This window comes from Streptomyces griseosporeus (genome assembly GCF_014656055.1).
Classification (GTDB): domain Bacteria; phylum Actinomycetota; class Actinomycetes; order Streptomycetales; family Streptomycetaceae; genus Streptomyces; species Streptomyces griseosporeus.
Map to the genome: position 1 here is coordinate 955,888 of NZ_BNBR01000002.1, position 12,467 is coordinate 968,354.

Annotated in this window: 8 protein-coding genes and 2 pseudogenes; 4 read left to right on the forward strand and 6 right to left on the reverse strand. The window is 75.2% G+C overall.

Annotated features, from left to right (window positions below; genetic code table 11):
* Nucleotides 1-55 precede the first annotated feature (55 nt).
* Complete coding sequence (locus IE308_RS13375) at nucleotides 56-706, forward strand: DUF305 domain-containing protein (RefSeq protein WP_229908857.1); 651 nt, start codon at nucleotides 56-58, stop codon at nucleotides 704-706.
* A gap of 16 nt (nucleotides 707-722) precedes the next feature.
* Here IE308_RS13375 and IE308_RS37450 read toward each other — a convergent pair.
* Nucleotides 723-932 (reverse strand): annotated as a pseudogene (locus tag IE308_RS37450) (DUF6214 family protein); the annotation flags it as partial.
* A gap of 252 nt (nucleotides 933-1,184) precedes the next feature.
* Nucleotides 1,185-1,517: pseudogene (locus IE308_RS37455) on the reverse strand (DUF6214 family protein); the annotation flags it as partial.
* A 127-nt stretch (nucleotides 1,518-1,644) separates the two neighbouring features.
* Here IE308_RS37455 and IE308_RS13390 point away from each other — a divergent pair.
* Nucleotides 1,645-2,997, forward strand: coding sequence for an FAD-dependent oxidoreductase (locus IE308_RS13390; RefSeq protein ID WP_190218062.1), 1,353 nt, complete (start codon nucleotides 1,645-1,647; stop codon nucleotides 2,995-2,997).
* 4 nt (nucleotides 2,998-3,001) lie between these two features.
* On the opposite strand, the gene IE308_RS13395 is transcribed toward IE308_RS13390, so the two are convergent.
* On the reverse strand, nucleotides 3,002-3,364 hold the full coding sequence (locus tag IE308_RS13395; protein WP_110626595.1) for an ArsR/SmtB family transcription factor: 363 nt from the start codon (nucleotides 3,362-3,364) through the stop codon (nucleotides 3,002-3,004).
* Nucleotides 3,365-3,485: 121 nt separating this feature from the next.
* Here IE308_RS13395 and IE308_RS13400 point away from each other — a divergent pair, with 121 nt between their 5' ends.
* Nucleotides 3,486-4,589 (forward strand): NADH:flavin oxidoreductase/NADH oxidase, encoded by a 1,104-nt coding sequence (locus tag IE308_RS13400; protein WP_190218063.1) that lies wholly within the window; start codon nucleotides 3,486-3,488, stop codon nucleotides 4,587-4,589.
* 226 nt (nucleotides 4,590-4,815) lie between these two features.
* On the opposite strand, the gene IE308_RS13405 is transcribed toward IE308_RS13400, so the two are convergent.
* The 3 genes from IE308_RS13405 to IE308_RS13415 form a co-directional block, all read right to left on the reverse strand.
* On the reverse strand, nucleotides 4,816-9,078 hold the full coding sequence (locus tag IE308_RS13405) for a cation-translocating P-type ATPase (protein ID WP_190218064.1): 4,263 nt from the start codon (nucleotides 9,076-9,078) through the stop codon (nucleotides 4,816-4,818).
* 10 nt (nucleotides 9,079-9,088) lie between these two features.
* Complete coding sequence (locus IE308_RS37350) at nucleotides 9,089-9,841, reverse strand: hypothetical protein (protein ID WP_308440100.1); 753 nt, start codon at nucleotides 9,839-9,841, stop codon at nucleotides 9,089-9,091.
* A 128-nt stretch (nucleotides 9,842-9,969) separates the two neighbouring features.
* The gene (locus IE308_RS13415; RefSeq protein WP_373314502.1) at nucleotides 9,970-11,241 is read right to left on the reverse strand and encodes an extracellular catalytic domain type 1 short-chain-length polyhydroxyalkanoate depolymerase; all 1,272 of its coding nucleotides are present in this window, start codon (nucleotides 11,239-11,241) and stop codon (nucleotides 9,970-9,972) included.
* 393 nt (nucleotides 11,242-11,634) lie between these two features.
* Here IE308_RS13415 and IE308_RS13420 point away from each other — a divergent pair, with 393 nt between their 5' ends.
* A complete protein-coding gene (locus IE308_RS13420) occupies nucleotides 11,635-12,441 on the forward strand; it encodes a pectate lyase (RefSeq protein WP_190218065.1) in 807 nt (268 codons plus the stop codon).
* Nucleotides 12,442-12,467: the final 26 nt, after the last annotated feature.

Below are 12,467 nucleotides of genomic sequence, written 5' to 3' on the forward strand. Positions count from 1 at the left end.
ATGCACATACCAAAACAGTGCAATGCGTTCGCCGTTCAGGCGTCAGGAGGGAACCGTGCTTTTCCGCCGCGTGTCCCAAGCACCGCCCGCAGTCGCCGTGTTGCTGCTCACCGCGCTCGCCCTGGCCGGCTGCGACTCCGGCCCGCACACCGACGCGTCACCCTCCGGCGGGCCTTCGGTGCTCGTCCCCGGCAACCCCGGCGAGCCGAACAGGACGCTGTCCGCGCAGGACGCCGCCGAGCAGCGCGCGGAGGACGACACCCCCAACGGCGCGGACGTGGCGTACGCGCGCATGATGATCGCGCACCACGAGCAGGCACTGGAGATGACCCGGCTCGCCCCCGAGCAAGCCGGTTCGGAGGCCGTCCGGCGGCTCGCGGAACGCATCTCCGCGGCCCAGGGCCCGGAGATCTACGCGATGACCAGCTGGCTGAAGACGATCGGCAAGAGCCCGACCGCCGAGGGCCACGACCACCGCACCATGCCCGGCATGGCCACCGAGGCCCAGCTGGCGCGGCTGCGCGAGGCCAAGGGCGCCGCCTTCGACGACCTGTTCCTCACCCTGATGATCACCCACCACGAGGGGGCGATCACCATGGCCACCGACGTGAAGGCGCAGGGCAACAGCGTCGTCGTCGAGGAGATGGCTGACGACGTGATCGCCCAGCAGACCAGCGAGATCACCCGGATGCGGCGGATGAGGTGACGCCGCCGCGCCCGGTTCAGCGCCGAGTGTGGCGGGGCGTCAGGTAGCCCGCGTCCCGGGCCTGGGCGATCAGCCGCAGGGACTTGCGGCGGCTGTGGCCGGTCGCGCACATCACGGCCAGGACCGGGTCGACGCCCTCCTCCTGGGCCGCCCGGTACTCCTGGGCGATCAGCCAACGTCCTTCGATGCCGCGCGGCCAGGCGGGCCGGGCCCGCCGGGCGCCGGCACCCGCTTCGTCCGGCGTCTCGTCGCACCCGTCGTACCCGTCGTCGTCTTCCTCTTCCTCGCCCGTACCGCTCCACGGCACGACGGACGGACCGGACGACACCGTGGCGCCGAGCAGCGCCGTGCCGCCGCCCCAGGGCTCTTCGCCACCCCTGGGCTCTTCGCCGCCCCGGGGCTTTGCGTCGCCCGCGGCCCCCTCGCCGCTCGTGAACTCCTCGCCGGGCAGGGCGTCCTCGCCGGGCAGGGCGTCCTCGCCGGGCGGGGCGTCCTCGCCGGACGGGGCGGCCCCTTTCCCTCCCGCCGGCGGCACGCCGCACGCCTCGAAGAGCGGCTCCTCGATCCAGTCCGCGAGCACCGTCAGGTCGGCCAGCGACAGCGGCGGCTGGGCACGCACGTCCTCCAGCCGGACGCAGCCGCCGGACACCACCGCCAGGGCGTCGACCCGGGCACCGTCGGGGAACGCCAGGCGCACCTGGAACCACGAGGTGGCGCCGCCCTCCTCCTTCACTTCCCACGCGGGCCACACGGACACGGCGCCGTCCGTCCCGGACCGATCAGAAAGATTAAGAAAGGATGCTTCTAGCACACACGCAACGTAACCGCATGATCACATTCCATACGAACGGACACGCACGGACCCGTCCCGTCCGGCACCCTGTCAGCGCAGCGCGCCCGGAGTGCGATGCTGGAGGCGAAGCCTAGGGAGTTCCGCCGTGCTGCGTGTCGCCGTCGTGGGTTCCGGGCCCAGCGGGGTCTACACCGCCCAGGGCCTCCTCCAGCAGGACGCCGAGGTCCTCGTCGACGTCCTGGACCGGCTGCCCTGCCCTTACGGCCTGGTGCGGTACGGCGTCGCCCCGGACCACGAGAAGATCAAGTCCCTGCAGAACACGCTGCGTACGGTCCTCCAGGAGCCGCGGGTCCGCTTCCTCGGCGGCGTGCAGGTCGGCGCCGGGGGCGTGCCGGCGGCGCGGCTCGCGGAGCTGTACCACGCGGTGGTCTACTGCGTGGGCGCCGCGACCGACCGGCGGCTGGGCATCCCCGGCGAGGACCTGCCCGGCAGCTGGTCGGCGACCCGTTTCGTCTCCTGGTACAGCGCCCACCCCGATGCCGGGCCCGGAGATTTCGTGCCCGGGGCGCGGGCCGCGGTGGTGATCGGCGTCGGCAATGTCGCGGTCGACGTCACGCGGATCCTGGCGCGGGGCGCGGCCGAGCTGAGCCCCACCGACATGCCGCAGGCCGCGCTCGCCGCGCTGGCCGCCAGCCGGGTGACGGACGTGCACATGGTGGGCCGGCGCGGCCCCTCCCAGGCCCGCTTCACCACCAAGGAGCTGCGCGAGCTGGGCGAGCTGCCGGACGCCGAGGTGATGGTGGACCCGGAGGAGCTGGCCCTGGATCCGCAGTACGCCGACCCCACCGCGCTGCCGGCCGTGCAGCGCCGGAACGTGGAGGTGCTGCGGGCGTGGGCCGCACGGCCGGCCCGGGGTGCCGCCCGGCGGATCCGGCTGCGGTTCTTCCTGCGGCCCGTCGCCGTCCTCGCGCGTGAGGGCCGGGCCGGCGCGGTGCGGTTCGAGCGGACGGCACCGGACGGGCGCGGCGGGGTGACCGGGACCGGCCGGTTCGAGGACATCGAGGCACAGCTCGTGCTGCGGTCGGTCGGCTACCGCGGAGTGCCGCTGGAGGGGCTGCCGTTCGACGCCGGGCGCGGCACGGTGCCGCATCTGGCCGGCCGGGTGGTCCGCGACGGGGCCGTGGTGCCGGGCCAGTACGTGGCGGGCTGGATCAAGCGCGGCCCGACGGGCGTCATCGGCACCAACCGGCCCTGCGCGAAGGAGACGGTCGCCTCGCTGCTGGCGGACGCGCCCGCGCTCGTACGCCGGGAACTGCCCGGCGATCCCGCCGAGGTGCTGCGTTCGGAGGGGATCGAGCCGGTGGAGTGGGGCGGGTGGCTCGCCATCGAGCGGGCCGAGGCGGAGCTCGGGGCGTCGCTGGGGCGCGGCGTGGTCAAGCTGCCGGACTGGGAGTCGCTGCTGACGGCGGCCCGGTCGGGGTCGCGGCGGGAAGGGTGACCGGTCAGGCGTCCCCGGCCGTCCCGAGGCGGGCGGCCTGACGGCCGGCGGCGTCCAGCAGGGCGTCGAGCAGGCCCGGGAAGAGGGCGTCCAGGTCGTCCCGGCGCAGGCCGTTCATCTTCGCCGTACCGCGGTAGACCTGCCGGATGACGCCGGCCTCGCGCAGCACGCGGAAGTGGTGGGTGGTGGTCGACTTGGTGACCGGCAGGTCGAAGTACGAACAGGACAGTTCGTCCTCGTCCCGGGCCAGGTCGCGCACGATGCGCAGCCGCATCGGGTCGGACAGCGCGTGCAGCACCGCTTCCAGCCGGATCTCCTCGCGTGCCGGGTGCGGGAGGACGCGGCTGCCGGTGGCGGTGGTGGTCACGGCACGGCTCCCCTTCGTCGGATGCCCTCATTGTACGAAGGCTGTCGTAGTTTGACATCCACCGTACTACGATGGCTATCGTACGAGTCGAAACCTCGGTCCCCGACGAACGGAGTCCGCCGTGAGCGCGCTCTTCGAGCCCTTCACCCTGCGCGACGTGACCATCCCCAACCGCGTGTGGATGCCGCCGATGTGCCAGTACTCCGCCGCGCCCGACGGCCCCGAGGCCGGCGCGCCGCACGACTGGCACTTCGCGCACTACGCGGCCCGCGCGGCCGGCGGCACCGGGCTGATCATCGTCGAGGCCACGGCCGTCTCGCCGGAGGGCCGGATCTCCCCCTACGACCTGGGGCTGTGGAACGACACACAGACGGAGGCCTTCCGCCGCATCACCCGTTTCCTCACCGCACAGGGCACCATCCCCGCGATCCAGCTCGGCCACGGCGGGCGCAAGGCCTCCACCGACCGCCCCTGGAAGGGCGGCGCGCCCGTCGGACCCGACGCGCACGGCTGGCAGCCGCTGGCGCCGAGCCCGGTCCCCTTCGACGAGCACCACCCGGTGCCGGCCGAGCTGACGGTCGACCAGATCCAGGAGGTCGTCGGCCAGTTCGCCGACGCGGCCCGCCGGGCGCTGGCCGCCGGGTTCGAGGCGGTGGAGATCCACGGCGCCCACGGCTACCTCATCAACGAGTTCCTCTCCCCGCACACCAACCACCGCACCGACGCCTACGGCGGCTCTTACGAGAACCGCACCCGGTTCGCCCTGGAGGTCGTCGACGCCGTCCGCGCGGTGTGGCCCGAGGGCAAGCCGCTGTTCTTCCGCGTCTCGGCGACCGACTGGCTGCCGGAGGGCGGCTGGACCGCGGACGACACCGTGCGCTTCGCCCGCGAGCTGCACGCCCACGGCGTCGACCTGCTGGACGTCTCCACCGGCGGCAACGCCTCCGGCGTGCACATCCCCGTCCGCCCCGGCTACCAGGTGCCCTACGCCGCCCGCGTCAAGGCCGAGACCCCGCTGGCCGTCGCCGCGGTCGGCCTGATCACCGAGCCCGAGCAGGCCGCCAAGATCCTCGCCAACGACGAGGCCGACGCTGTCCTCCTCGGCCGCGAACTGCTGCGCAACCCGTCCTGGGCGCGGCAGGCCGCCGACCGGCTCGGCGGAACGGTCCGCGTGCCCGACCAGTACCACCGCGCCGCACCGGCCCGGCAGCGGCGCGGCGCCTGAGCAAAGGGCTTGATCCGGGTCCGGCCCGCGTGATCAGCAGTCGTCGCCGGCGAACTGGCGACGGCGCGCACCCAGTTCGCGCCGGAGATCGTGCGGGACGGCTTCTCCGGTCAGGTCCCGCCCTCCCGATCAGCCCGGAGCCGCGTGGCTCGCCGGCCCCACGAAGGCGCCCTGGCCCGGAGCCGGGCCGATCCGACGGCGGACCTCGACCCGGCCGGTGGCGTCCTCACCGGGCCGCTGCCGCCGCCCGGCCCAGGCGCAGGACCGTGCGCTCCAGTTGGGGCAGCGCCCGCTGGCCGGTCACCGCGAGGGCGATCGCCAGGGCGACGCCCGCCCAGGCGAGCGGGCCCAGCGGGGTGCAGCCGAAGAAGTGGCTGGCGCCGGGCGTCTGGACCAGCAGCACCAGGGCGGCCGCCGAGCCGACGACGGTGGCCCGCACCAGGGGGCTGCCGCGCCGGTCGGCGAGGGTCTGGGCGAGCTGGGTGCCGACCACCGCGCACAGCGCCATGGTGGTGGAGCGCCGCCGGGTGCCCGGGGTGAAGCGGCCGAACAGCCAGGCGGTCACCGCGCCCAGGCAGGTGGTCAGGGCCCGGTGCCGGATCTGTTCCATCAGCGGCGCGCCGAGCAGGGAGGTGCCGAGCGGCGCCTCGCCGTGCGTGTCGGCCGGGTCCCGCTGCGGGGTGACGGCGACGGCCATCGCCGGGAACAGGTCGGTGAAGAGGTTGACCAGCAGCATCTGACGGGTCGCGAGCGGTGCCGCGCCGCCGAGGAGCGTGCCGATCACGCCGAAGCCGACCTCGCCCGCGTTGCCGCCGATCAGGATGGCGATGGCGTCGGCGACGCTGTGCCACAGGGCGCGGCCCTCGCCGACCGCCTCCACCAGGGCGCCCAGGTCGTCGGTGAGCACCAGGTCGGCGGCGTTGCGGGCGGCGGCCGAGCCGCGGGCGTTGATGCCGACGCCGATGTCGGCGGCGCGGATGGCCGCGGCGTCGTTGGCGCCGTCGCCGACCATGCCGACGACCCGGCCCGCGTCCCGCAGCGCCTCGACGACCTGGAGCTTCTGCTCGGGCGCGACCCGGGCGACGACCCCGGCGTCCCGCAGGATGCGGGCCCGCTCGGCCCGGTCGACGGCGGCGAGTTCGTCGCCGGTGACCACGCCGGTGTCCTCGGGCCAGCCCAGCTGGACGGCGATCGCGCGGGCGGTCTGCGGATGGTCGCCGGTCAGCATGACGGGCCGTACGCCCGCCTCGCGCAGCCCGTGCACCAGCGCGGTGGAGGTCTCGCGGGGCACGTCGGCCAGCGCCACCAGACCGGTGAACTCCAGCCCGTTGAGCGGCTCTTCGAGGGCGTCGGCGTCGCTCTCGTCCTCCCGCAGCCGCCGCCCGGCGACGGCCAGCACCCGCAGCCCGTCCCGGGCCAGGGCGTGCGCGGTGTCGTCGGCTGCGTCGGCCGGCCCCGCGCAGGCGGGCAGGACGGTCTCCGGGGCGCCCTTGACCACCAGCAGGCGCGCGCCGTCCCCGTCGCGGCCGACGGCGGCGGCATAGCCGCGGCCCGCCTCGAACGGGCGGCCCTCGCTCTGCTCCCACGCCGGGTCGGGTTCGGCGGCGGCCAGGATCGCCTCGTCGGTGGCGTGCGTCGGCCGGTCGCCGTCGCCGTTCAGCCGGGGGCAGGCGCGCGCCGCCGTCGTCAGCACGCTCGCGTCGCCCTCGGCGCCCTCCGCGTCCGTGGTGCGCACCAGCCGCAGCCGGTTCTCGGTGAGGGTGCCCGTCTTGTCGAAGCAGACGGTGTCCATGCGGCCCAGCGCCTCCAGCGTGCGCGGGGCCCGCACCAGGACGCCCCGGCTGCTCAGCCGGCGGGCGGCGGCGAGCTGCGCGACCGTGGCCACCAGCGGCAGCCCCTCGGGCACGGCCGCCACGGCCACCGCGACACCGCCGCTGACCGCCTCGCGGATCGGGGTGCCGCGCAGCAGCGCGAGCCCGGTCACCGTGGCACCGCCGGCCAGCGTCCACGGCAGCGCCTTGGACGTCAGTTCCTGCAGCCGGGCCTGGACACCGGCGGCCGGAGGGGTGCGGGCGGCGAGGGAGACCGCCCGGGACGCCTCGGTGCGCTCGCCGGTCTCCACGACGACCGCGCGGGCGTGCCCGGCGACCACGGTCGTGCCCTCGAAGACCATGCAGTGCCGCTCGGCGACGGGCGCGCGGGGCGCGGGGTCGGTGCGCTTCTCCACCGGCAGCGACTCGCCGGTCAGCGCCGACTCGTCCACCTCCAGGCCCTCGGCCCACAGCAGCCGGGCGTCGGCGGGGACGACGTCGTCGCCCTTCAGCTCGATGACATGGCCGGGGGCCAGCCTGGCCGCGTCCACGGTCCGCGCCTCGCGCTCGGCGACGACCCGCGCCTTCTGCTTCTGCTCGGCGCGCAGCCCGGACAGCGCCTGCTCGGCGCGCAGCCGCTGGAGGCCGCCGACCAGGGCGTTGAGGTCGAGGGCGCCGACGACCAGCAGCGCGTCGACGGCGGAGCCGAGGATCGCGGAGGCGGCCGAGCCGACCGCGAGGACCGGGGTGAGCGGGTCGTCCAGCTCCCCGCGCACCGCCCGGGCCAGCCGTACCGTCCAGCGGGCGGGGGCCAGCGGCGGCAGGGCGCCCGCGCCCTCGGCGACCCGCCGCACCCGGCCGGTGGTCTGCTCCAGCAGCGAGGGCGGGGCCTCGGCCTGCCGGTCGAGCCGTTCGCGTACGTCGTCGGGGTGCAGGGCGTGCCAGGCCACCCGGGGCCGCGGGTGGGGCGGCCGGGCGAGGGCCACGCCGAGTGCGGCGCGTGTGCCCGACACCAGGGCCGCGACCGCGCTCATGTCGACGGGGGCGTGCCGCAGGCCCGGCAGCGGGCTGCGGCGGCCCTTGCGTGCCTCGCCGACGGCGACGAGCAGCCCGGACAGGGCGGCGCCGGAGCGGGCCAGGGTCTGCGAGCGGCGGCTCACGCCCCGGGCGGCCGGCACGGCCGTCAGCAGCCGCCACAGGTCGGGGAGCCCGTGCGGGGCGACCACGTCGGCGCCCCACACCACGGCCGCGTTGCGGTCGGCGAGCGCCACCGCCACGTCCCCGGCGAGCAGCCCGTCCAGGACCTCCTTGTCGTCGGCGGAGCCGGGCCGGGCGACGGTGACGACCCCGCCGCGCTCGCGCAGCTCGGTGACGACCTCGCCGAGCGGCCGGTCGGCGGAGACGACGTGGTCGGCGAGGCCGGTGACGTCGTCCAGGTCCGGGTGTTCGGCGACCACGACGCGCAGTCCGGCCCGCCGGGCGGCGTCCAGCACGGCCTCGGCCCACGGATCGCATCCGGCGTCGGGGGTGCGCAGCGCGCTGGGGTGCAGGACCAGCGTCTCGGCGGTCTCCAGCTGGCGCAGGCGGTCGGTGTCGCGCACGAGGACGCCGGTGCGGGCCAGCGCGCAGCCGAGGACGGCGTTGAAGGCGGCGGGGCCGTAGCGGGCGGCCTTCGGCGATCCGGCCAGCACCGCCTCGGCGGCCTCCGCGGCGTTGTGCTTGACGAGCAGGGTCGCGGCGGCGCCCAGCAGGCTGCCGGTGGCGGCGTGGGCGGCGTACTCCTGCGCGGGGCTGCTGCGCAGCGGCGGCCGGGGGCGGGCGTCGGGGGCCACGTCCTCGCGGCCGGGCGCGCAGAGCAGGTCGTGGTCGTAGTCGAAGGCGGCGGCGCGGGCCAGGGTCTCCACCAGCTGGAGCGTCCGCAGCACCCCGTCGAGCAGGAGGGCGGGCGGTGTCTGTCCGGCGCCGTGGGCGGCGGCGTTCGCGGCGGCGAGCACCAGGTCCATGCGCGAGGGGCCGAGCCGGGTCCGCAGCCAGCTGCGGAAGCGGGGGTTCTCCCGCAGCAGGGTCACGGCCGCGGTGACCAGCCGCGGCGAGGGCGGGATCCGCAGCGCGTACGCGCCCAGCGCCACGGCGGTGCCCACCGCGTCGGCGGCCAGGGCCAGCGCGGCCATGCGCACGCCGGACGGATCGCCGGGGTGCGCGAACTCCTCCACCGTCTCGTCGGTCGAACCGAGCCCGTGCCGCTGGGCGAGGTCGGTGGCCAGGTCCATGACCCGGTCGGTGGCGGCCTCCTCGGCCGCGGACACCACCAGGCGTTTGAGTCCGCGGTCCCAGTAGGCGTAGGCGACGTCGGGCCGGCCGGCCAGGGAGTCGGCGACGCGGCGCGCCGCGGACTCCGTCCCGCCCGCCCGGCGCACCCGCTCCGGGGCCTCGGCCCGCAGGGCCAGATGCGCACGCCGGCCCGAGCGCCAGTCGCCGCCCGCGCCCGGCAGCGCGGCGCGCGCGACCCGGCCGACCCTGACCGCGGTGTCCGCGCCGCGGACGCCGGCCCGGGCCGTCCCGGCCACCGCACCGGCGGCCGCGCCGACGGCGGGCGCGGCGCCGCGCACCAGCAGCCGCGGCCCGGCGAGCATCAGCCCGGCGGCCGCGGAGGACACCCTCACCATTCCCAGAGCCATGGCACCACCCTCAGCGGTCGTGGCCGTGGGCCGGACGGGACGTACCGGAGGCCATGCGGACCCGGCCCGCTCGTGACGTGAGCCGGCCGGCGGGGTTGCCCGCGGCGTGACCGGCGGCGGACCGGGCGGCCCTGGCCGACCGCGCGGCGGAGCGGGCCGCGCCCGTGCCGGACTTACCCGTGCCCGAGGGACGCTCGTCCCGGGAGGTGTCCCCCGTGCCGGACCTACCCGTGCCCGGGGAACGCTCGTCCCGGGAGGTGTCCCCCGTGCCGGGCCGGTCCTGGTCACCGGCCGCGCTCCTGGTGGCGCCGGTCGCCGGCCTGCGCGCGGCCGCCGTGGACCTGCGCGCCTCGATGCCGCCGCCGGCCGCCGACTTCATCGCCCCGGCCGTGGTCCTCCTGGCCTCGGGGCCGCGGGGCCGCCACTCGGGGCGCGCGCCACCGCCGGCGCCGGCCTCGCCGGCCGCCTCCGCCGCCGTACCGCCCGCCCCTTCGCTGCCCTGTTCCCGCTGCCGTGCCTGGGTCAGCCAGGCCACCGCCGCCCCGGTCAGGGCGACCGGCCACTCCACGACACCGGCGACGCCGAGCACGCCGGCACCGGTGTACACCGCCAGCCGGCGGCCACGGGGGGACACGCGCCCGACCGCGTCCAGCGCTCCTCCGGCGGCCCGGCCGACCGTGCCGGCGCCCGGCACCTTGCCCAGCAACGAGACCGGGGCGCGCAGCGGCCGGGGAAGTCCGGACGACGCTTCCTGCCGTGCCATGGCTCACTCGCCTCCCGAGCAGATCCACTCGTGTCGACTCCTGGACCTGCCGAGTTCCCCGGTTCACCGCGGTCACCCGCGTCCGCGGAGGTGACAGCGCCCGCTGCCGCCCCCGCGGACGTCCGGGATCAACCGACCGCGCAGGGGCTGCCGTTGAGCGTGAAGGCGGACGGGGCGGAGCTGTTGCCGGTGTGGGTCGCCTGGTAACCGAACGTGACACTGGCGTTCGGGGCGAGCGTCCCGTTGTACGACGCGTTCGTGGCCGTCACCGCGCCGGAGGACGGGGCGTACGAGGCGCCCCAGCCGTTGGTGATGGTCTGGCCGGCCGGCAGGGTGAAGCCGAGCCGCCAGCCGGTGAGCGTCGAGGTGCCGGTGTTGGTGAGCGTGACGGAGCCGGTCAGGCCGTTGTTCCAGGCGGTGGTCGTGGCCTTCACCCGGCAGGCGGACGGCTGGGGCTGCGGTCCCGGGCCGGAGGTGTCCAGGCCGAAGAAGGTGAGGGCGCGGGCGCCCATGCCGCTCGCGTACAGGTTGTGGCCGACGCCCTGGAGGCTGATCGCCTCGACGGGGGCGTGGTCACCGGTGCCGCCGTAGCGGGTGCGGGTCCAGCCGGACTGGGGGGTGTCGGTGGCGGCGGGCGTCTGGCTCACGCCGAGCACGTTCGTCCACTGCTTGATCTCTTCCCCGAAGTTGGGGTAGCGCAGCGTGTCGTCCGCGGTGCCGTGCCACACCTGCATGCGCGGGCGGGGCCCGGTGTAGCCCGGGTAGGCGGCGCGGACCAGGTCGCCCCACTGCTGCGGGGTGCGGATCACGGTGCCGCCGGCGCAGGCGCTGTTCCACTCGGAGCCGTCGGTGGTGGCGAAGCAGCCGAAGGGGACTCCGGAGAAGGCGGCGCCCGCGGCGAACACGTCGGGGTAGTCGCCGAGCAGGACGTTGGTCATCATCGCGCCGGAGGACATGCCCGTGGCGTAGATGCGGGAGGTGTCGGCGGAGTAGGTGCGCACCACCCAGTCGACCATCGACTTGATGCCGACGGGGTCGCTGCCGCCGCCGCGCCTGAGGGCCTGCGGCGAGGAGACGTCGAAGCACTTGCTGGCGCGGGTGACCGACGGGTAGATCACGACGAAGCCGTGGCGGTCGGCGAGCGAGGCCCACTCGGTGCCGGAGTACATCGCCGGGCCGGAGCCGGTGCAGTAGTGCACGGCGACGACGACCGCGGGGTGCGCGGTGACGCCGGCGGGGACGTAGACGTACATCTGGAGGTTGCTGGGGTTCTCGCCGAAGCCGGTGACCTCGGTGAGGGTGGCGGCGGGCACCGCGGTGGTGCGGGCCGCGGCGGGGGGCGCGGTGAGCGTCAGCGTGGCGAGCAGCGGCACGAGCGCCGCGACGAGGGCCGTCAGCAGTGTGCGCAGGGGGCGTTTGCGGGTGGGGGGCAAGGGCCGAGTCCCTTCTGATGCGGGGGAAGAGCGGGGGGAGAGCGTCCGGACCGCAGGGGATGTCCGGTGGCATGGTGGCATGGACACGTCCGTCATGGAAGCGCTCCCACGGCCTTCTCGCGACGGCCGACAGTGGCCGGATGTGTTCTGCGCGAGGCGTTGACCAGAAAGCGCTTACCTCTTACGGTCCGTTCAACAGTGTGACCGACCGGAGCCACGTGAGGCCCAGAGCGGCGCATCAATGCCGCGCAAGTTCACATGCATATACGTAACCCATGCATGTGGACAGCCGTATCCGCGCGGCGAAGGGACGCACCCGCAATGCGTACACACCCCCCAACCGGAAGAAGGCATCGGGACATGACTTCTGCACCACGTCCACACGGACGCCGGCGCACGCTGACCGGCGCGCTGGCCGCCGTCGGACTCTCGGCTGTCATGATCATGACAGAGGGCGCGTTGTCGCCCGCGAGCGCCGCCACCTGGCCCACCGCCAACGGCAGCCAGGCCGTCTCCTCGACCATCTCGGTGTCCGGCACCAAGGACTACGGGATGAAGCGGCTGTACGGCAGCGGCGACCTGGGCAGCGGCAGCCAGGACGAGGACCAGGGACCGATCCTGGAACTGGCGCCCGGCGCCGTCCTGAAGAACGTCATCATCGGCTCCCCGGCCGCCGACGGCATCCACTGCCTGGGCAGCTGCACGCTGCAGAACGTGTGGTGGGAGGACGTCGGCGAGGACGCGGCGACCTTCCTCGGCTCCTCCTCGTCCAACGTCTACACGGTCTCCGGCGGCGGCGCGAAGGAGGCCAGCGACAAGGTGTTCCAGTTCAACGGCGCCGGCACGCTCAACGTGTCCAACTTCGCCGTGAAGAACTTCGGGACGTTCGTGCGCAGTTGCGGCAACTGCAAGACGCAGTACAAGCGGACGATCAACCTCAACACGATCGAGGCGACCTACAAGGGCAGCAAGCTCGTCGGCATCAACACCAACTACGGCGACAGCGCGACCCTGAGGGCCATCACGATCGTCGGCGACACCAGCAAGAAGATCATCCCCTGCCAGAAGTACATCGGCAACAACACGGGCGCCGAGCCGACCACCAACGGCAGCGGCCCCGACGGCACGTACTGCAAGTACTCGTCGTCCGACATCACCTACAAGTGACCGTGACGCGCTGAACGGCGGCCGTA